The following is a 20120-nucleotide window of genomic DNA, read 5'->3' as shown; positions in this document are numbered from 1 at the left end:
ACAGAAGGACATCGCCCAGAAGGGTGACAACCCGATGCGCAATTGCAACGGCCGTGGAAGCGGCTGCAGGCACGCCGATCGACGAAAGGCCAGCGATGAAAACGGCCTCCCCGCCGCAAAAATGGGCTATTTTGCCAAAGCGGGTAGCGTACCGGAGCAAAGTTCTTTAGGTCCATGCCGCAAACGATGGCCGACCGATCTTGAGAAAAGAAAAAGAAGAGGGTGGATTGTCAAAGCTCATTATTCAAATCCCATGCTTGAATGAGGAGGAGACACTCGCCGTCACGCTTGCTGATCTCCCACGGCAGGTCGAGGGTTTCGATACGGTGGAGTGGCTCGTGATCGACGATGGTTCCACCGACCGCACGGTGGAGGTTGCCTGGGAAAACGGTGTGCATCACGTGGTCTCACTGCCCCACAATCAGGGGCTGGCCAAAGCCTTCATGACCGGCATTGAAACCGCGTTGAAACTCGGCGCCGACGTTATTGTCAACACCGATGCCGACAACCAGTACGACGCCTCCTGCATTCCCGATCTCATCCGGCCCATCCTGGAGAAAAAGGCACAGATTGTCGTCGGCGCAAGGCCGATCAGTGAGATAGAGCATTTTTCACCCATCAAGAAATTTCTGCAGAAGCTTGGAAGCCTGGTCGTCAAGCTTGCCAGCGGCACGACGATCCCCGACGCACCGAGCGGCTTCCGTGCCATTCACCGCGACGCGGCGATACAGCTCAACGTCTTCAACCGCTATACCTATACGCTGGAAACGATCATCCAGGCGGGGCGCAGGAACATTCCGATAACCTCCGTACCGATCCGCGTGAACGGCGATCTTCGGCCCTCGCGGCTGGTCAAGAGTATACCAAGCTATGTGCGGCGGTCCTTGATAACGGTGGTGAGGATTTTTGTCGTCTATAGCCCGCTGCGCTTCTTCTCGGTATGTGCGGCTATAGTCGCCACACCGGGTTTGATCATGATCGTCCGGTTCCTTTTCCATTATTTGAGGGGCGAAGGTAGTGGCAACATCCAGTCGCTCGTTCTTTCCAGCGCCTTGCTTGCCCTTGCTGGCATCCTCGCCATGAGTGGCATCCTTTCCGAATTGATCGCGGTTAATCGACAACTTCTCGAAGAAATCAGGATCAGGCAACTACAACAGGAGCATGGTGGAAGTGCTTTGGTTCGCTCGTTTGCAGCGGAGCGTAAAACGGCTGCAGTTAAGGCAAGTAAAATAAGCGGAACAATATAAATGAGCGAAGCGCCAACGGCCTACGACAACGTTCCAGGCAATTATTACGACAAGTACAATACCCGGAACCCGATCGCGCGATATCTCATGGATGGCTTTCTGAGCAGTTTCGATATGTTGACGGCCATGACAGGCGTTCGCAACGCGTACGAGGTCGGTTGCGGCGAGGGAAATTTATCCATTCGCCTTCATGATCAAGGGTGGAATGTCCGCGGTAGCGATCTGGAATCTGTCAGTGTTTCGGAGGCCAATGAGCAATGCATCACGCGTGGTCTTGCGCCAATATTTGAAACACGCTCGCTTTTTGACCTAACACCAGAAGTGGCTTCCGCCGAACTGGTTATATGTTGCGAAGTTCTCGAGCATATTCCTGACACCGAACAAGCACTGGCGGTTCTAAAATCACTCGCTAAACCCTACCTTCTTGTTAGCGTGCCACGGGAGCCCATCTGGCGCGCGCTTAACATCGTCAGAGGCAAATATATCACGAGCCTCGGAAATACGCCTGGGCATATCCAGCACTGGTCATCCACATCCTTCATCAACCTGCTAAGCAAATCTCTAAAAGTCGTTGAGGTCCGCAAACCGCTTCCTTGGACCATGGTCCTTTGCCGCTGTGACTGAGACAATGCAGACGGCACCATCAGCCAAAAGCAGCAAGTTAAAGTCCATAGTTCGCTTTGGGGGGCTGGCTGTCAGTCTTGCCGCGCTTGTCTTCGTGGGACTAGCGATCCATCGCTCCTTCGGTGATCTGCAACAACACCTCATCTCGCCACTTTTTTTGTTCTCCATATTAGGCTGCGCTGTCGCCTATGCTGCCATTCTGCAACTGGCCGGCATCGCTTGGTACCGGTTCCTGGCTCTCGTCGACGGACCATCCTTTGGACTAGGTCGTGCGCTTGCCATTTTTGGAAGGACGCAGATCTACAAATATCTGCCGAGCAACGTGATGCATATGGTTGGCCGCTTTGCCCTCGCCCGCAATGCCGGGGCGTCGAACAAGGCGCTTGCTTTTGCCCAGATAGGGGAATTGTCCGTTGTTGTTCTTGCCGCCGGGGCGTTGGGCGCCTTGCTGGCGTGGCCGGTTTTCCAAGATGCATATGCACGGTATAGTCTCGATAATCCTACATTGATCGCGGGATTGATCACCGCCGGTCTTTTGGCGTTTGCGATCGGGGCGGTGCTTTTGTTCCGCTTCAGGATCGTGGGCATCGGAAGCAGAGCGCTTGTCGTATCCGCCGAGGCTTTTCTTCTCTATGCACTGTTTTTCATTGGCAATGGGTTGCTGATCGTTGCGCTTTCCAGGACCCTAAGCGACGCGGGGCATGTGGCCGAGTTGATCGGCATAGGAGCGGCTGCCTGGCTCATTGGCTTTATCGTTCCGGGAGCGCCAGGCGGGCTTGGCGTGCGTGAGGCTGTCCTGATCATGGGGCTTACTGCTGCGGGCTTGTCGGCTCCATCGGCTACCGCGGTTGCTCTCGGCAACCGGCTCGTCACCGTTCTTGGAGATTGCCTGATCGCCTTGGTAGAGTTGATGCTGCGAAGAGGGGAAAGTGCTTGGATACGCAAATGACGGAAACATCCCTGCAAAACAATCACTTGCCGGACCCGGCCCCATTTTTGCGGCACGTCATTTCGATGGCGCTTCTTTTCGTTCTCGTCCTGGGTATCGTGGGTGTGAATCCCTTTCGGCAAACGCTGGCACCGATGGATCTGCTGTTGGCCTATCCAGGATGGGACAATGCCGGGGTCGACACCCCACTTGTCAATGCAGAGCGGTCTGACGCATTGGATCACCGGCTACCAAACTGGCGGGAGTTTAGGCGAGAGTTATGGGAAGGGCATATCCCGCTGTGGAACCCCGTCCATCAACTGGGTGCAGTTGGCATCCAGGCGCCGATTTACGAAGGCCTTTCGATACCCTTTCTAGTTTATGCCCTCACGCCGAACGAGGCTGTGGGTTACACGTTTGCAATTCTGGCAAATTATTTTTTAGCTGCTTTCGGCACCTATTTTCTGCTGTTTTTCATGTTCAGAAATCGAGTGGCCGCAATTTTCGGCGCCATGGTATTTGCATTTTGCGGCTTCAACATCGCTTGGGCACATTGGCCGCATCTGACAACGAGCGCTCTTATTCCATGGGTTCTCGCCACTCAACTTCGGTATTGGCAATCAGGCCGCCTGAGTTGGGCCTTGGGGTTCACTCTCAGCGTAGCCTTGATGGGCCTGGGCGGCTTTCCATTTGTGGCCATCCTTGGAGCTATCTCGTCCCTGATACTGGCGATCGTACTCCTCTTTGCCGAACTCCGGAGCTCAGGTATCAATCAGCTTACAGTCAGGCGAGTTACCGGGTTGGCATGCGCAGGCATCGCAGGTGCGCTCCTCGCCCTTCCCGGCCTTTTGCAAATCAAAGAAATTCTCGATTCAACTGACTTGTCTAGCCGAACAAGTGGAACGGGGTTCACACCCTACGACATCATCTATATGTTTGGCTCTGACTTTGCGGACCATCTAGGCGTTGAGCGTACCTTCTCTGCGGGAATACCTGCTGCTATCCTTACCCTTCTTGCGCTATATTTTATTTTCAAGTCACCTAATCGATTTGCTGTTTTCGGGTTACTCGTGGCAACATTCACGTTGGCGACTGCATTTGGCGCAGCGCCCGCCAACCTCATAAAGCTAATTCCTGGATTTGACGTCAATACATGGAGCAGGGCCTCAGTTTTATTCGGCTTATCAGCTGCCATATTGTCTTCTTTTTCGATCCACCGCATATCTTTTCTTTACTCGAAAATATATTATAACCCACTTATAATTGTATTCATATGCATCCTTCAGGCAATCAATCTATGGTTTTGGTTTGGACAAATTAACTCAAGGCCAGATATCGAGACATTTTTTCCGGAAACTCCGTCAATATCTTACGTTCTAGATAATATTCGCCCAGGGCAAAGTATCATTGCAGACGATAGCTTCCTTGTCTCTGGGTTCTTATCAAACTACCGGTTGCCAGAGCTGTTTGCTCACGGCTTTCGTACCGACGCACAAAATAAGATAGCCGCAGACATAGCACCTTCCTATCAGACAACATATACGGCCTCCATCATTCAATGCTCCGACATCAATTTCTCCAGCCGAGGGATTACCTATGCCGGCGTCCGCTTCTTCCTGGTCAAAGATGGTTGCGCTACTGAATTGGCACATCAGACCTCTGGAATTGGCCAGAGACCTACTCTTCCCCTTAACAATGGCGCCCTCAAAGGCGACTTGTTAATTGACAAACCCATGAACGCTACGAACGTGCAGGTGTTATTCGGAACCTATGATCAGGATCACGCCCCTTCGGCATTGATGTTTGATCTCTACAAAGATGAACTCCTCGTGGCTCACGCAGAAATACCGCCGGAAGCGGTCCGTAACAACCGGTTCGCCACCTTTGGTTTCAATCAGGACGTTCCTCTTGTGGCCGGAACTTATCGGTACGTCATTTCAATGGCCAAACCCGACAGCGAGAAGATGCTCAGCGCATGGGCCTTCGAAACTGCCGGAGGGGCAACTTATCAAATTGGGTCCAGTACATTTCCTGGTATTCCAAAAATTAAGGTTGTTGAGAAAACCCAGCTTCCTCAGAACTTTTCGATCACACCGGTAGAGCCGGGTATTGACGTTATCGAAAATCACGAAGTTTCAGGTTCCGGCTATTATGTGAACGCGTTAAACGGACAACCGGAAGCAGATTATGGCCCTGTGCGCCTCGCGACGTATCGACCGGATGACGTGACCGTGGAATATTCGGGGGCAACTCATGGATGGGTCATTTTCCCCATCCGCACCAATAAATATTGGCGAGCCACGCTGGATGGAAGGCCGGTAGAGCTAAAAAAGTTTTTAGATTTTTTTCCTGCCGTTGAGGTGAGCGGACAAGGAAAAATTCGTTTCTATTACGATAGCAGTCACTTGCTGAAGACGCTTGAATTTTGCATTGCTGGCTTTGCACTATCAGTTATCACCCTAATACTGGTGAACGGCAGGTCTTCTATCCCGAGAGCAAGCACTGGGTAAATAGCCGCTCGCGTTGAGATAGTGGACAGCAGGATATGTTGCGCGCTTGAAACACGAACTGATGGTCATATTACACCACCGCCGGGGACACAGCTCCAAGAGAATCCGCAGTCGAAACCCTCGACGTTTTGTGTAATGTCGGGTTCATTGCCGAGCTGCCAAAGCAGGCAATGTTTGATGACAACAGGGCAGATTTTGTGACACTCGACGCAGGAGGAACTGGGTTTGGCTGATCAAGCATCGCAGGGAATATTTTCTCCCGCCCTCCGTTTGGCGAGGGTAACTAAGGCTCGGCCTTGGTTACGCGGCGATACGCTTGATGTTGGGTGCGGAAGCGGAACGCTCGCCTCGTTTGCTAAAAAGGATCAATATTTCGGATATGACTACGATGCTGAGTCGATCGAGTTGGCTCGCCAATCCTATCCAAAACACCAGTTCGGAACTGCGCTCCCTGAAGGTCGGCGATTTGATACCGTCGTTGCTCTTGCTTTGCTGGAGCATCTCGAGGATCCGGCAAATCATCTCAATGAGTGGCGATCGCTTCTCGCTCCAGGCGGCCGCATCGTATTGACCACGCCGCATAAAGCATTCCGGAGAATTCACGATGTGGGCGCCGCAATTCGTTTATTCAGCCCAGACGCTGCTGACGAACATGAGGAAATGTTTGATCGGACTTCGCTAGCCGCGTTGGGCAAAACGTGCGGAATGCGTCTTTGCCATTATGAGCGATTTTTGCTGTGGGCCAATCAGCTGGCAGTCTTCGAGCCCGTTCCCGATTGATCGAATACCTAAATCCGCCCAATAGTCACATAGAATTCCAGCGTGTTGGGCTGTGTTGGTTGGAACGAAATGATTTCAAAAGAACCGTCTATTACACCGCCCGCCAATTTAATACACTCAATAAATTCAGAATCCGTAAACACCCAGCAGTGAGTATCAATGTAATCTTCTCTAAGCTTGAGATCTCTTAGGATTGGCAAAATATCTTTTCTATCTATCATATACTCCGCATTTTCAGGGGTAGTAATTTTACTCCAGCAATCCACCGGATTAGCCTTGCTGACATTCCAGAAATGGTCGCAGATCTGCCGAAAACTCGGCATCGTCCGCTTCTCAAGGTAAGACGCCACCAGATCCGAAATCATGCTGCTTTTTCGTTTCAGGTCGAAGCAGTAACGTTTGTCGGGAAACGCGACGGCGATCCGGCCACCGGGCTTGAGCACATGCAGATTCGCCTCAAGCCAACCCAGCAGGTCGGGCACATGCTCCATGACATGCGACGCGACGATGTAGTCGATCGACTCCTTTGGGAGAAATTCAGAAATCAACTTGCCGCCGGTGACGATATCAATCTCGGGGATCAGGCTGACGTCGACGTTGGGATCGTTGGCATAATGTTGCGCCAAGGAGGCGCGGTCGGCATGGTCCACATAGGAAACGTCGTAGTGCGGTTTCCGCAAAAGTGCCGCGTGCAAGGGGCCGTATTCGATACCCTTTCCGGCAAGGTTCAATGCCGAGGTAATGTTCTTCGTGCGCGGCTCTAAAGCTGGGGGAGACTTCCGGAAGAATCGCATCTTTTTATTTCACCATCACGCACATCGACTGGCCGAGAGCGTGCCCTTCGAGAACCGGAGCGTCGGCGTCGATAAATCTCTCCACATTGAAGCCGATCCTGGTCGCGAAGACCTCAATGGCCTCGCGCTCAAGGAACATGTTGAGAGTCGGGCGGGCTGCGGCCTCATATTGGATCACCGTCGCCTCGAAAATCTGCCAGTGAGGCGGCATGTGGAATTCCAAGAACGAAAACAGCAGCTTACCGCCCTTCTTCAGCACACGGTGACAGTCGCGCATGTAGATGAATGTCTCTTCGTGCAGAAGGTGGGTAAAGAGGCTGAAGGCACATACATAGTCGAATGTCGCGTCCGGGGCCGGGAGTTTCACCGCTCGGTTCATGTGGAACCTATAATTTTCGGGTGTCTTGCTCCTGGCATAGTCGAGCAAAGCCTGAACGATATCGTAACCGTCATAGTCGATGCGCAGGCGTCTTGCGAGCGCAACCGCCGTGCGCCCCGAACCGCAGCCGACGTCGGCAAGGCGCATGCCATCGCGCAGGCCGTTTTTGACGAGGGCTTCGGCTTCAATGCGGCCGATAATGTCATAGGCGCCACCGACGGCGAGTGACATCGCTTCGTCTATCGGATGATCGCGCATGAGTCTCGCGACGTGCATTTCGTAGTCTTCGACGAAATGGAATTCGGCCATTGCTATTCTTTCCGGTATTAGCCTAGCGAGAAATCTTCTCGCGCTTTTGTCAAATTCGGCGAATAGAAAGGGTCACGCTCGATGATCTTTTTCCACCGTCTTTGCATATACGCGATTTCACTGTTGAAACGCGCCATTTTTTCCGGAGCATCCTCAACGCCGCGAGAAACGCTTTCAAGGTGGTAAAGCTCGGCATAGGGCGTCCAGACGTTTGAATAGCCGGCTTCCTGTACTTTCAGACAAAGGTCGACATCGTTGAAGGCGACCGTCAGGTCGACCTCGTTGAGACCACCGACTTCTTGGAACAAGCTTTTGCGGATCAGAAGACAGGCTGCCGTAACAGCGGAGAGATTCTGCAGGACCTTCAGCCTGCAAAAATACCCTGGATGATGGCGTGGGAAATGCTTGTGCGAATGATTTGCGACACCGCCCAAGCCAACAATCACGCCGCCATGCTGAATCGTATCATTGCCATAATAGAGCTTTGCGCCAACGCAGCCCACATCCGGCTGAACGGCCCAGGAGACCATTTCCGTCAGCCAGTCCGGCGAGATCACTTCGATGTCGTTGTTGACGAGGCCAATGATCGACCCCTTCGCTTTCCCTACGGCGAAGTTGTTGATCGCAGAATAATTGAACGGTTTGTCGTAACGGAGCACACGAACGTTCTTCGCTTTCTTCAACTCGCTGAAATAGGCAAGGGTTTCCTCTTCCACTGAGCCGTTGTCGACCACTACAATCTCGTAGTTCCTGTAAGTTGTCTTTTCGCGGATGGACTCCACGCAGCGACGGAGGAGTTCGACCTTGTCACGCGTTGGGACGATGAGGCTCACAAGCGGCTGCGGCTCTGGCACGAAAAACCGAAGACGGTAGCAGGATGTGCCTGGAGCTTCCTCGGCTCTCGCCGGGATACCCATGCGCTCGACGTGTTCTTCCAGCGCCCGCAACCCAGCCAGATAGGCGTAGTTCTTTTGAGACCCGTCAAGCGCCGTCGAGCCTTCCACCGCCCGCCAATGGTAGAGCACTTTCGGAATGTGCCGAATTCCCTCAGGGGCAATGCGCTCGATGACGCGCAGATTGAGGTCATAGTCCTGGCTGCCCTCGAAGCCGGGGCGCCAGCCGCCGACGGCGCGGATATTTTCTGCCCGATGTGCGGTCAGATGGTTCAGATAGTTCTGTGACCGGAAAAGCTCCCGAGAAAAATCCGGCTTGAAGCAGGGATCATAACGCCTGCCTTCCGAATCGATCTTGTCTTCATCGCTATAGATCAGTTCGGCGTCAGGGTGGCGATCGACTTCCAGCACGATCTCGGCCAGCGCGTGCGGGCGGAGAATATCGTCGTGGTCAAGCATCGCAACCCACTCGCCGGTGACAATCTCCAGGGCGGAATTGGATGCCTGCGAGATATGGCCGTTCTTGTCGCGCAAGACGACCTTGATACGAGGATCGCGTTTCGCATATTCGTTCAAAACGCGCCGCACATGCGGCTCCGTCGAGCAATCGTCCGCAATACACAATTCCCAGTTCTCGTAGATCTGGGCGCGGACGCTCTCGATCGCTTCCCGCAGGAGTCTCTCTGGCGTATTGTAGACTGGCATGAGCACTGAAATGAGGGGCTTCACCTTAAGCTCGGCCAGGCGGTGGCGAAGGTCCGCAATGTCGTCTTCCGTCGGCGTGTCATGGAGCGCAATCCACCCTTCATAACTAACGCTGCCCAGAGCGCCTCGCGCCTCCGCTGATCGGAGTGTCGCTAAAAATCCCCGGGGGCCGCTTTGTCTCAAGAGTTTTACGGCGCGCGCGGCAGACCGTCCCAGGGAATCAGGGCTTTTCACGTGGCGGGCGAGGATTCTCCCGATGAGGCAAGCATAATATTCAACCCGTGCCAGCCGACGCAAACGGACGCCGCCGATCGTGATCTGAGCGGAACGGTCGCTTGGATCGAAACGCAGTTTCGAGGCTGCTACGCTAAGTGGGAAGGTCGCGGCGGCCAGACCTTTGCCGTTCGAACGAAAACGCAGATCGATCCGTTCGACTTCACTGTACCCCCTGCCGCTGTCGACATAAAGGCGCGCGTCAGTCAACGCCTCCGCTTCAGCAGGCACATACGCGCTGAGCCGGTAATGCCCGGCAGGCAACGGCTGGGAGCCCCGCCAGAGGAGTTCGAACTGCGGATCATCACCCGTTATTGTCCACTCAGTGGCTCGCTTGCCTAAAGGCACGCCTTCCAAATGATGCAGTGCGCGCAACGCGATGGTCCGTCCGGCATAGAAAGTCGCCGCATTCGGAAATGAAGCAAGTCTTCGCAGGAACGATCTATAGCGCCAGATCCGGCTGCCGTGAATCAATTCGATTTCGCGATTTAATTCCCCCACCCTATGTTCAAGCACTGCGAGATTCGCGTTGGCCAGCTCCAGCGCTTGCGTGACCGCGCGGACTTGCTCGCACTTTATCCTCAGTGCAGCGATCTCGTTGTCGCGATTTCTGATTCGCTCGCGTATCTCGACTAGCTCACCGGAAAAAGCCGCGATGCGCGCTTCCTGGCTTACCGCCAACGTCCAGTTGGTTTCAATTTCCTCTTCCATGGTCATCGACCTCAACGACCATAGATTTCCGGTTTGATCGGTCGCCTTGTTCTCCGTACCGTCAAGAGGAACCACGCTCCCCTCGGCGAGCGCAATGCGGCCATGCACACTGCGAGGCCCCAGAACATTTTCCCGAGTTGGCCGCTTCGTCACAACGCTGAGCGAGTTCAAGAACTCGATGGAATGGACCGACGCGAGGGATGCTTCCTCGAATGCGATCTTGTTCTGTTCGGCGAAAGTGGCCAGAGCATCGACGCGGCGGCGGTCCAGTCCCCAGTGCTCATGGTTGACCACATCGAGCAGGCGCTTGAAGAATGACATGGAGGAAAGAGGATCGTAGAGGCCGCCCTCGAATTCCCCCCAGTAACTGCAATGCAAATCTTCAGCTATGTAGACTCCCCCTTCCGAAAGATGAGGGAAATAGCGAGCGAAAGACCGTATTATATCCGACGACAGGTGCGAGCCATCATCGATTATGATGTCGAATTTTTCAGACCTCGCGAGGATATTTCGCTCTGTCTCGTCGGTATTGGCGTCGCCGACGACGACCGCAATCTTCTCATCGTCAAAAACCAGATTGCCGCAAGCCATATTGATGTCGCAGCCGAGGACAAGCTCCGCATTGGCGAAATATTGTCGCCAGATCTCCAGCGAACCGCCGTTCTGAACTCCGATTTCCAGGATTCGAACCGGCTTGTTCCGATACCCGGAAAAGATACGGTCATATGTGTCCAGATAGATTGACCATTTGTCCGACACTTTGCCGCCATGCGCGTTGTACAGGTCACGAAGCGAAAGGTCGCGCTCTCCAGGCTGCGCGGCTTTCGCCTTGGCCCGCTTCTTCGGCGCCGCCTCGGCTATGGCACGCCGGCCAGGTTTCGCGTCGCGGATATTCTCGGGTGACGGATGCTTGTTCATGCAGTCACTGCCTGTCTCGTCCCGCCGATAAGTAGACGTCGCACCACCTTTTCCGTCGATTGCCGCCAGTGCGGCGCCGTCCATGCGAAGGTGGAGGCAAATTTCGCGCTCGAAAGCCGGGAATTGGAGGGGCGGCGCGCCTTGGTCGGGTAGTCCATCGTGGCAATGTCCCGTACCCGCGCCCAAGGACCATCAAAAGCCTGGCTTGTGTCGAGGATATGACGCGCAAAGCCGCTCCAGTTGGTCTCGCCCGTGCCGACCAGATGATATACGCCAAAGGCACCGAAGCGCTTGTCGCCATGCAGCTGTGCTGCCGCATGCAGGATCGCGTCGGCGATATCAAGTGCCGAGGTGGGATTTCCCCATTGGTCGGCCACCACCGCGATCTCGTCCCGGTCGGCGGCCAGCCGCAGCATGGTCTTGACGAAATTCCTGCCGAACGGGCTGTAGACCCATGCCGTGCGCAGGATCAGATGACGCGGGTTGGCTGCCGCCACCGCCTGTTCACCGGCGAGCTTGGAAGCGCCGTAGACGCCGAGCGGCGCCGTCGCGTCGGTTTCGACATAGGCGCTGTCTTTCGAGCCGTCGAAGACATAGTCGGTCGACAGGTGGATGACGGGGACGCCGAGCCGCGCTGCCGCTTGCGCCACCTTGCCGGCGCCGACGGCATTCACCGCGAATGCCAGCTCAGGCTCATCCTCCGCCTGGTCCACCGCCGTGTAGGCGGCGACTGATACGACCATATCCGGCTGCGCGGCCGCAATGGCTTCGATCACGGTGTCGGGTCTTGCCAGGTCGAGCTCCGGGCGGCCAATGGCGATGACTTCCACGCCGGCGTGCCTCTGGCCAGCCTCGAGCAGGCTTGCCGCGACCTGGCCCTCGCGTCCGGTGACAACGAGCCTCACACCCCCTCCTTGCGCGCTTCGCCCAACCGTTCACCGGCGTAGCGCTGTTCGCGGATTGGCCCCCACCACCATTTGTTGTCCAGGAACCAGTCCACGGTTCTCGCCAGGCCGCTGTCGAAGTTCTCGCTGGGCGCCCAGCCGAGGTCCCGCCCTATCTTCGATGCGTCGATGGCATAGCGGCGGTCATGACCGGGGCGGTCGGTGACGAACGAGATCAGGTCGCGATAGCTCCTGCCGCCGGCCCGCGGACACCTGGTGTCGAGCAGATCGCAGATCGTCTCGACGACGCTCAAATTTGTCCGCTCCGAATTGCCGCCGACATTGTAGCTCTCGCCTGGCTTGCCCCTGGTGGCGACGAGTTCCAAGGCCCGCGCGTGATCCTCGACGAACAGCCAGTCGCGCACATTGGCGCCGGCGCCATAGACCGGCAGTGGCTTTTCATCGAGCGCGTTGAGGATGACGAGCGGGATCAGCTTTTCGGGAAAATGATAGGGGCCGTAATTGTTCGAGCAGTTGGAAAGCACGACCGGCAGGCCATAGGTCTCGTGCCAGGCCCGCACCAGATGGTCCGAGGCCGCCTTCGACGCGGAATAGGGCGAAGACGGCGCATAGGGTGTTTCCTCGACGAACATGCCGCCATCGAAAGGCAGATCGCCGAACACCTCGTCGGTCGAGACGTGATGGAAGCGGAAGCGGCTCTTCCTGTCCTCGGGCAGGCCGCGCCAGTATTCCAGCGCGGCATTGAGGATGCGGTAGGTGCCGACGATGTTGGTCTCGATGAAGGCGCCTGGCCCGTCGATCGAGCGGTCGACATGGCTCTCGGCGGCGAGGTTCATGACGACGTCGATATCGTCCCGCCGCAGGATGTCGAGCACCGCCCTCTCGTCGCAAATGTCGGCATGAACGAAACGGTAGTTGTGCGCATTCTCGATCGGCCGCAGCGAGGCCAGGTTGCCCGCATAGGTGAGCTTGTCGAGATTGGTCACGCGATAGGCCGGGTTGGCGCACAGATGCCGGCACACCGCCGAACCGATGAAACCGGCACCGCCTGTCACCAGGAAATTCATGCTGCTGTCCTCACGCACCCCTTGGCAACACCCATCAGGCAAACACCTCGGCGGCGGCGAGCGGCAGCGCCTTGAGGTCCTTGTCCGAAAGCTGGAACCCGCCAGCCATCGACGGCCATTCGATGCCGATGGCGGGATCGTCGAAACGGATCGACCGGTCATGCTCGGGCGAATAGGTGTCAGTAACCTTGTACAGAACCTCGGTGTCGGGCACGAGCGTCACGAAGCCGTGCGCGAAGCCCTTTGGCACCAGAATCTGGTTGCCCTTGTCGGCCGACAGTTCGAGGGCCACCCATTTTCCAAAGGTCTTCGAGCCGCGGCGAATGTCGACCGCGACGTCGAGGATGCTGCCACGGATAACGCGCACCAGCTTGTCCTGGGCGCGCGGCGCAAGCTGATAGTGGAGCCCGCGCAAGACGCCGGCGGCGGCGGAATAGGAATGGTTGTCCTGCACGAAACGCAAGTCTATGCCGGCCTGCGAAAAGCGCTCGGCATTGTAGGTTTCGATAAAGAACCCGCGCGCGTCACCGTGCCGCTTCGGAACGATCTCCAGCACGCCGTCGATGCCAAGGGGCCTCACCTCCACGCCTAACCCTCCGAAAGATCGACGACACGCCGGCGCAGATAGGCGGCGTACTCGTTCTTGCCCAGGCGGGTTGCACGCTGCAGCACCTGGTCCGCCGTCAGCCAGCCCTGTTCGAAGGCGATTTCCTCCGGGCAGGCAACCTTGATGCCCTGGCGGTGCTCGATCGTGCGCACAAAGGAGGAGGCTTCGTGCAGGCTGTCATGCGTGCCGGTGTCGAGCCAAGCATAGCCGCGCCCCAGCCGGTGCACGTGCAGCAGGCCGCGACCGAGATAGACGTTGTTGAGCGCCGTGATCTCCAGCTCGCCGCGCGCCGAGGGCCGGATGGTCGGGGCGATGTCGACGACGTCATTGTCATAGAAATACAAGCCGGTGACAGCCCAGTTGGATTTCGGCTTCTGCGGCTTTTCCTCGATCGTCAACGCGGTTCCGGTCGCCTTGTCGAAGGACACCACGCCATAGCGTTCGGGATCCTCGACATGGTAGGCGAACACCGAAGCGCCGCTTTCACGCGATGCAGCGGCGCGGCAAAGCTCCGACAGCCCATCGCCGAAATAGATGTTGTCGCCCAGAATCATCGACACGCTGTCCTTGCCGATGAAGTCGCGGCCGATGATGAAGGCCTCCGCAAGACCGTTGGGATGCGGTTGCTCGGCATAGGACAGGTCGAGCCCGAACTCCGATCCGTCGCCGAGCAGCTGGTGGAATGTAGGCAGATCACGCGGCGTCGAAATGATCAGAATCTCGCGGATTCCCGCAAGCATCAAAACGCTCAGCGGATAATAGATCATCGGCTTGTCGTATATCGGGAGAATTTGCTTAGAGACTGCTAATGTTAGTGGATAAAGACGCGTTCCACTGCCTCCAGCAAGGACAATTCCTTTCAAGAAGCTCTCCTTGACATGCCGAAGCCCCCCGGCCTTGACTGCCCGTGCTTAGGTTTCATGCAATGGCTTGTCAATCGACGCACGCGACAAACGACCTGACCATGTCCGACAGAAAGCCATCCCAGGCGGCAAGTGTCTATCCAAATACTTGGAGCGCGAACAGAGTTCGCAGGGCTGACACTAACTCAACAGCAATTTCGCGCAAGGATGTGCCCGTCGCTATCCCCGCCCATAATATGCCTGGTACCAGTCGACGAAGCGCCCGACGCCCTCGCGCACCGTCGTGGCCGGGCGGTAGCCGACTGCCTGATCCAGCGCCGACGTGTCGGCGAACGTATCGAGCAGGTCGCCCGCCTGCAGCGGCAACAGCTCGATGATGGCTTTGCGGCCAAGCGCATTTTCCAGCGCCTCGACATAGGCGGTCAGCTTCACCGGATTGTTGTTGCCGATGTTGAAGATGCGCCAGGGGGCGCTGCTCGTCGCCGGGTCCGGATGGCCGGAGTCCCAGGCGGAGTTGCGGGCGGCCGGGCTGTCGCTGGCCCGGACGACGCCTTCGACGATATCGTCGATATAGGTGAAATCCCGCGTGTGATTGCCGTTGTTGAACAGCTTGACTGGCTCGCCGGCAAGGATGCTCCTGGTAAATAGGAAAAGCGCCATGTCCGGGCGCCCCCAGGGACCATACACGGTAAAGAAGCGAAGCCCGGTCGTCGGCAGCCCGAACAGGTGGCTGTAGCTGTGCGCCATCAGCTCGTTGGCGCGCTTGGTCGCGGCGTAGAATTGCAGCGGGTGGTCAGCCGGCCGATGCTCGGAAAACGGCATGTCGGTGTTGGCGCCGTAGACGCTCGAAGTGCTGGCATAGGTCAGGTGTGCAACGCCGCTGCCGCGGCAGGCCTCAAGCATGTTCGCGTAGGCGACGATGTTGCTTTCGACATAGGCATGCGGGTTTTCCAGGCTGTAGCGAATCCCGGCCTGGGCGGCGAGATGGATCACCCGGTCGAATGCGTGGTCGGCAAAACAGCCGTCGACCACGCTTTTGTCGGCGAGATTGCCGTGGATGAAATGATAGCCGGCGTTGGTCTTGCGGCTCGCCTCCTCCAGCAGCCGCAGCCTCGCCCGCTTGAGCTGCGGATCGTAGTAGCTGTTGATGCTGTCGATACCGACAACCTCGTCACCGCGCTCCAGCAGACGCCTGGCCACATGATAGCCGATAAATCCAGCAGCGCCGGTGACCAGAACTTTCATTGGAAGCATCCGTCCGCGACATTGTCGGGCAACAGCCCCCTGATGTCATATGACACTTGGCTTCCTGCTTCTTGCAGACTTCAGGAGCGCTTCAGCAACGACCACACGGCCGGCACCAGGCTGGCCGCAAGGGCAACCTTGATCAGGTCGCCGACGATGAACGGCACGACGCCGAACTGCCACGACTTTTCGGGGCCGATCAGCAGCGCCAGCCAGGCAAAGCCCATCGCCATCATGACGACTTCGGCAACCAGCATCGCGTTGAAGAGCTTGATCGGATGGCGATCCCAGCCCCGATCGGCGGCCCAGCCGACGATCGCCGCCATGACCACAAAGCCGGCAAGATAGCCACCGGTCGAGCCGAGCATGTAAGCAATGCCGATGCCCTTTTCCGGGGTGCTCTGGAAGACCGGGAAGCCCATCGCGCCCTCCGCCATATAGAGCAGCAGGGTGGCGACGCCGAGACGCATGCCGAAGGCGGCGGCAATCAGAAGCACAGCCAGCGTCTGCATCGAAATGTCGACCGGCCCGAGCATCACCTTGGTCTTGGCGGACAAGGTCAGCACCAGCGTACCGGCGATCGCGAGGAAAAGCTGCGTCGCCAGCCGCGACATGCCGTTTTCGGGCAAAGCCAGAGACACAAGCGGACGCATCGTTGTTGCAATTGCCATGATATTCCCCATCCGATTGCCGCCATCTTGTATTCGCGGCCACGCGTTCTCCTATATTGGCTTGCGTGTTATGCGGCAATCGGTTTTGCCGTTCCCTGAAACAAAGCACCGATCCGCCATGGCTCTCAAATTCGACACCGGCTTCGATCCCGCCTACGGCCAGGGGGTGAGCGTCGCGCCGGACGTCCAACGCATCACAGCTCGAAATCCAAGCCCCTTCACCTTTCACGGTACCAACAGTTACATCGTTGGCCGCGATACGCTGGCGGTGATCGATCCGGGGCCGGATGACGAGACGCATCTGCGGACCCTGCTCGATGTGATCGCAGGCAGGCCGGTCAGCCATATCTTCATCAGCCACACGCATCGCGACCACTCCCCTCTGGCGGCCCGGCTGAAAGAGCGCACCGGCGCCATCGTGCTGGCGGAGGGTCCGCACCGCCCCGCAAGACCCTTGCATATCGGCGAGACCAATGTGCTCGACGCCAGTGCCGACACTGCTTTCGCTCCCGATATCTCACTTCCCGACGGCAGGCTGGTCGACGGCGACGGCTGGTCGATCAGGACCGTTCTGACCCCGGGCCACACCGTCAATCACGCGGCATTCGCGCTGGAAGGAACCGGCATCCTGTTTTCGGCCGATCATGTCATGGCGTGGGCGACGTCGATCGTCGCGCCGCCGGACGGGGCGATGGCTGACTACATGGCCTCGCTGGATCGGCTGATCGAGCGAGGCGACCGCTTGCTATTTCCTGGCCACGGTGGACCGGTGACGGCACCACGCAGTTTCATGCGCGGATTGAGGACGCATCGCAAGATGCGCGAGCGAGCCATCCTGGAGCGGGTCAGGGCCGGCGACCGGACGATCGCGGACATGGTCAAGGCGATCTACAGGGATACCGATCCGCGGCTTCATGGCGCTGCCGGATTGTCGGTGCTTGCCCATCTGGAGGATCTTGTGGCGCGCGGCATGGTCTCGACAGACGCCGCACCGGCCATTGACGGCATTTTCACGCCGGCCACATAGGCATCTGCCGATGCCTATTCGGCCGGAGCCGCGCCAACCTGGCCGGCGACTTCCTGGTCCAGTTCCGCGAGGAAATCGGTGATGCGCGCGGCATTGTCACCGAGGTCGTAGCGACCGTAGCGGGAAGCCGACCGCATGTCGACGATGATGGAATCACCGTCATCGGTCACGCGGATAGCCACGTCGGCGGGAAGACCGAGGACAAAACCCTTGGCTGTCGCGGCAATGGTCACCTCGCTTTGCCCGCTGAGATCGGGATAGGGTTCGGTTAGATCCCAATCGCGGCGATCGAGCACGGTTTCGACGGCATCCACGACAGTGTCGAATGGCAGATTGTAGCTGCGCCCGCTGACCATCGGATAGCTCTCGGTCTGCAGCCGCTGTTCGCCGGGCGTGGGCGGGGAGAGCACGTTCATGTCCTTGGTCCGGTCGCTGACGTCGAGCGCCGGCGGATCGTCGAAATCCGTCGAGATATCCCTGAGCGGCGGATAGATCGTCGCCCAGTAGGCGGCAACGCCATAGGGTGTGAGCACGAGCAGCGCCAGCAGGACGCCGAGCGTCAGGTCGCGACCTCCGCGGTCGCCGAAATTCCACAGCCTCGAAAAGGCAAATCCGGCAAACAGGAGCGCCAGGGCCGCCAGCAGCGCGACAATGCCCAGTACCCACAGGAAGACAGGTGTTTCGACGAGATCGAAGCGATGGCCGATGAAGACGGTCAGCAGCAACACCGCCGAAAAGGCGGCGGTGCGTCGCGACCATCCGGCCGCCTTCGACGTCTGCCGTTCGGGAATGCTGACCATTGTTTTCCGCGCTGCCCCAACCCGAACGGAGACTTAGCGCATGCCCCCGAAAATCGGAATCGATTTTCGGGGGCATGCGCCAGTTAAAAATGCCACGGCGCCCCTTGCGCGCCCCAAAAAAGGGCGCGCGGCGCTATAGTGCCTTTTGGCGGCGGCTTGAAGCCGAAACACGCAACACCCAGTCAATCCGTAGGCAAGTGATAATCCTTGAACTGCTGGCGCAGGGTGATCTTCTGGATCTTGCCGGTGGCGGTATGCGGTATCTCGCCGACGAAAGCGACATCGTCCGGCATCCACCACTTGGCCACCTTGCCATCCATGAAATCGAGGATGTCCGCCTTGGTCGGTTCCTTGCCCGGCTTGGCAACGATGACGAGCAATGGCCGCTCGCCCCATTTCGAATGCTGGACGCCGATGGCCGCCGCCTCCGCGACGTCGGGGTGGCCGACGGCCAGATTCTCGAGGTCGATGGTCGATATCCATTCGCCCCCGGACTTGATGACGTCCTTGGCACGATCGGTGATCTGCATATAGCCTCCGGCATCGATGTGGGCGACGTCCCCGGTGTCGAACCAGCCGTCCTCGTCGAACTGCTCCGCACCCGCGCCGCCATAGTAGGCGCGGGCAACGGCCGGGCCGCGCACTTTTAGCCGGCCAAACGTCTTGCCGTCCCAGGGCTGCGCCTTGTTGTCGTCGTCGGTCACCTTCATTTCGACGCCGAAGGGCGGGTAGCCCTGCTTCTGCTGGATGTCGAGCCGGGCCTCACCCTGGAGGCCGGCATATTCCGGCTTCAAGGTGCACAGCGTGCCGAGTGGCGACATCTCGGTCATACCCCAGGCATGGATGACCTGGACATCGTAGTTCTGCTGAAACTTCGTCATGATCGCGCGCGGACAGGACGAGCCGCCGATGACGACCCTGTTCAGATGGGGAAGCTTCTTGCCGGTCTCTTCGAGGTATTGCAGCAGCATCATCCATACGGTCGGCACGGCGGCGCTGAAGGTCACCTTCTCGGTGTCGAGCAATTCATAGATCGAGGCGCCGTCCATCTTGCAGCCAGGCATGACCAGCTTGGCACCGACCATCGGCGCGCTCTGGCCAAGGCCCCAGGCATTGGCATGGAACATCGGCACGACCGGCAGGATCGTATCGCGCGACGACAGCCCCATCGCGTCGGGCATGGCGGCGATCATGGCGTGCAGAACGTTGGAACGGTGGCTGTAGACGACGCCCTTTGGATCGCCCGTGGTCCCCGACGTGTAACACATGCCGGCGGCGGTGCCTTCGTCGAAAACCTTCCAGGCGAAGTCGCCATCCGCCTCATTCAGCCAGTCCTCATAGGCGACCACATTGGGCAGTGTGGTCCGCGGCATGTGCGCTCTGTCGGTCAGCACGATCACCTGTTTCAGCGACTTGACGGCGCCGGCGATCTTCTCGAGCAGCGGCACGAAGGTCAGGTCGACGAAGATTGCCTTGTCCTCGGCATGGTTCATGATCCAGACGATCTGCTCGGGAAACAGCCGTGGATTGAGCGTGTGATAGATCGCACCGATGCCCATGATGCCGTACCAGGCCTCGATGTGGCGCGCCGTGTTCCAGGCCAGCGTGGCGATGCGGTCGCCCAAGCGATAGCCGTCGCGTTCCAGCCGCTGGGTGACCTTCAGGGCGCGGCGATGGATGTCCGCATAGGTAGTGCGCACGATCGGTCCCTCGATCGAGCGCGACACGATCTCGCGCACGCCATGCTGCCGCTCGGCATTGTCGATGAGTTTGTGGCACAGCAGCGGCCATTCCTGCATCAGTCCCAGCATTCGTTCCTCCCCTACGCTTTTGCGTTCTTGCTTTTCGCTCCATTGTGGAGCGA

The 20120-nt window shown here is 57.9% G+C and carries 17 protein-coding genes; 6 read left to right on the top strand and 11 right to left on the bottom strand.

Annotated elements, in window-relative coordinates; all coding sequences use genetic code 11:
* Positions 1 to 227: 227 nt before the first annotated feature.
* The 5 genes from NR193_RS03280 to NR193_RS03260 all read left to right on the top strand — a co-directional run bounded on the left by NR193_RS03280 (position 228) and on the right by NR193_RS03260 (position 6089).
* On the top strand, positions 228 to 1247 hold the full coding sequence (locus tag NR193_RS03280; RefSeq protein WP_256749451.1) for a glycosyltransferase family 2 protein: 1020 nt from the start codon (positions 228 to 230) through the stop codon (positions 1245 to 1247).
* Positions 1248 to 1871 carry a bifunctional 2-polyprenyl-6-hydroxyphenol methylase/3-demethylubiquinol 3-O-methyltransferase UbiG gene (locus tag NR193_RS03275; protein WP_256749450.1) on the top strand — a complete coding sequence of 208 codons (624 nt, stop codon included), beginning with the start codon at positions 1248 to 1250 and terminating at the stop codon, positions 1869 to 1871.
* Between the two features lie 4 nt (positions 1872 to 1875).
* Positions 1876 to 2820, top strand: a complete 945-nt coding sequence (locus NR193_RS03270; RefSeq protein WP_256749449.1) for a hypothetical protein — start codon at positions 1876 to 1878, stop codon at positions 2818 to 2820.
* Positions 2817 to 5309, top strand: coding sequence for a hypothetical protein (locus tag NR193_RS03265; RefSeq protein WP_256749448.1), 2493 nt, complete (start codon positions 2817 to 2819; stop codon positions 5307 to 5309). The genes NR193_RS03270 and NR193_RS03265 overlap by 4 nt, the downstream gene beginning before the upstream one ends.
* A 225-nt stretch (positions 5310 to 5534) precedes the next feature.
* Entirely contained in the window at positions 5535 to 6089 is a 555-nt protein-coding gene (locus NR193_RS03260; RefSeq protein WP_256749447.1) for a bifunctional 2-polyprenyl-6-hydroxyphenol methylase/3-demethylubiquinol 3-O-methyltransferase UbiG, read from the top strand.
* Positions 6090 to 6097: 8 nt separating this feature from the next.
* Here the strand turns inward: NR193_RS03260 and NR193_RS03255 are convergent, their stop codons facing one another.
* The 9 genes from NR193_RS03255 to NR193_RS03215 all read right to left on the bottom strand — a co-directional run bounded on the left by NR193_RS03255 (position 6098) and on the right by NR193_RS03215 (position 16429).
* Entirely contained in the window at positions 6098 to 6883 is a 786-nt protein-coding gene (locus NR193_RS03255; RefSeq protein WP_256749446.1) for a class I SAM-dependent methyltransferase, read from the bottom strand.
* A 4-nt stretch (positions 6884 to 6887) separates the two neighbouring features.
* A complete protein-coding gene (locus tag NR193_RS03250) occupies positions 6888 to 7571 on the bottom strand; it encodes a class I SAM-dependent methyltransferase (protein WP_256749445.1) in 684 nt (227 codons plus the stop codon).
* Positions 7572 to 7588: 17 nt separating this feature from the next.
* A complete protein-coding gene (locus NR193_RS03245) occupies positions 7589 to 11071 on the bottom strand; it encodes a glycosyltransferase (protein ID WP_256749444.1) in 3483 nt (1160 codons plus the stop codon).
* The gene (rfbD, locus tag NR193_RS03240) at positions 11068 to 11976 is read right to left on the bottom strand and encodes a dTDP-4-dehydrorhamnose reductase (protein ID WP_256749443.1); all 909 of its coding nucleotides are present in this window, start codon (positions 11974 to 11976) and stop codon (positions 11068 to 11070) included. The genes NR193_RS03245 and rfbD overlap by 4 nt, the downstream gene beginning before the upstream one ends.
* Entirely contained in the window at positions 11973 to 13043 is a 1071-nt protein-coding gene (gene rfbB / locus NR193_RS03235) for a dTDP-glucose 4,6-dehydratase (RefSeq protein WP_256749442.1), read from the bottom strand. Before rfbB ends, rfbD begins: the two co-directional genes overlap by 4 nt.
* Before the next feature lie 34 nt (positions 13044 to 13077).
* The gene (gene rfbC, locus NR193_RS03230; protein ID WP_256749441.1) at positions 13078 to 13629 is read right to left on the bottom strand and encodes a dTDP-4-dehydrorhamnose 3,5-epimerase; all 552 of its coding nucleotides are present in this window, start codon (positions 13627 to 13629) and stop codon (positions 13078 to 13080) included.
* 2 nt (positions 13630 to 13631) lie between these two features.
* Positions 13632 to 14513 (bottom strand): glucose-1-phosphate thymidylyltransferase RfbA, encoded by an 882-nt coding sequence (gene rfbA / locus NR193_RS03225; RefSeq protein ID WP_256749440.1) that lies wholly within the window; start codon positions 14511 to 14513, stop codon positions 13632 to 13634.
* A gap of 219 nt (positions 14514 to 14732) precedes the next feature.
* Positions 14733 to 15758 carry an NAD-dependent epimerase gene (locus NR193_RS03220; protein WP_256749439.1) on the bottom strand — a complete coding sequence of 342 codons (1026 nt, stop codon included), beginning with the start codon at positions 15756 to 15758 and terminating at the stop codon, positions 14733 to 14735.
* Positions 15759 to 15838: 80 nt separating this feature from the next.
* Positions 15839 to 16429: a biotin transporter BioY gene (locus tag NR193_RS03215; RefSeq protein ID WP_256749438.1), complete on the bottom strand. Its 591-nt coding sequence runs from the start codon at positions 16427 to 16429 to the stop codon at positions 15839 to 15841.
* Positions 16430 to 16547: 118 nt separating this feature from the next.
* On the opposite strand from NR193_RS03215, the gene NR193_RS03210 reads away from it, so the two are divergent.
* On the top strand, positions 16548 to 17456 hold the full coding sequence (locus NR193_RS03210; protein WP_256749437.1) for an MBL fold metallo-hydrolase: 909 nt from the start codon (positions 16548 to 16550) through the stop codon (positions 17454 to 17456).
* Positions 17457 to 17470: 14 nt separating this feature from the next.
* Here NR193_RS03210 and NR193_RS03205 read toward each other — a convergent pair whose 3' ends face one another.
* Positions 17471 to 18256, bottom strand: coding sequence for a DUF1499 domain-containing protein (locus tag NR193_RS03205; protein ID WP_256749436.1), 786 nt, complete (start codon positions 18254 to 18256; stop codon positions 17471 to 17473).
* A 182-nt stretch (positions 18257 to 18438) separates the two neighbouring features.
* Positions 18439 to 20067, bottom strand: coding sequence for a fatty-acid--CoA ligase (locus tag NR193_RS03200; protein ID WP_256749435.1), 1629 nt, complete (start codon positions 20065 to 20067; stop codon positions 18439 to 18441).
* Between the last annotated feature and the right edge of the window lie 53 nt (positions 20068 to 20120).

Origin of the sequence: Mesorhizobium sp. Mes31 (genome assembly GCF_024519675.1) — a bacterium.
Lineage (GTDB): Bacteria > Pseudomonadota > Alphaproteobacteria > Rhizobiales > Rhizobiaceae > Mesorhizobium.
Note: the sequence above shows the minus strand (reverse complement) of the source record. Positions and strands in the feature narration are given on the sequence as shown.

Coding starts and splice junctions, on each gene's coding strand:
- NR193_RS03275 (WP_256749450.1), top strand. CDS start 1,248: ATGAGCGAAGCGCCAACGGCCTACGACAACGTTCCAGGCAATTATTAC.
- NR193_RS03270 (WP_256749449.1), top strand. CDS start 1,876: ATGCAGACGGCACCATCAGCCAAAAGCAGCAAGTTAAAGTCCATAGTT.
- NR193_RS03265 (WP_256749448.1), top strand. CDS start 2,817: ATGACGGAAACATCCCTGCAAAACAATCACTTGCCGGACCCGGCCCCA.
- NR193_RS03255 (WP_256749446.1), bottom strand. CDS start 6,883: ATGCGATTCTTCCGGAAGTCTCCCCCAGCTTTAGAGCCGCGCACGAAG.
- NR193_RS03250 (WP_256749445.1), bottom strand. CDS start 7,571: ATGGCCGAATTCCATTTCGTCGAAGACTACGAAATGCACGTCGCGAGA.
- NR193_RS03245 (WP_256749444.1), bottom strand. CDS start 11,071: ATGAACAAGCATCCGTCACCCGAGAATATCCGCGACGCGAAACCTGGC.
- rfbB (WP_256749442.1), bottom strand. CDS start 13,043: ATGAATTTCCTGGTGACAGGCGGTGCCGGTTTCATCGGTTCGGCGGTG.
- NR193_RS03220 (WP_256749439.1), bottom strand. CDS start 15,758: ATGAAAGTTCTGGTCACCGGCGCTGCTGGATTTATCGGCTATCATGTG.
- NR193_RS03215 (WP_256749438.1), bottom strand. CDS start 16,429: ATGGCAATTGCAACAACGATGCGTCCGCTTGTGTCTCTGGCTTTGCCC.
- NR193_RS03210 (WP_256749437.1), top strand. CDS start 16,548: ATGGCTCTCAAATTCGACACCGGCTTCGATCCCGCCTACGGCCAGGGG.
- NR193_RS03205 (WP_256749436.1), bottom strand. CDS start 18,256: ATGGTCAGCATTCCCGAACGGCAGACGTCGAAGGCGGCCGGATGGTCG.
- NR193_RS03200 (WP_256749435.1), bottom strand. CDS start 20,067: ATGCTGGGACTGATGCAGGAATGGCCGCTGCTGTGCCACAAACTCATC.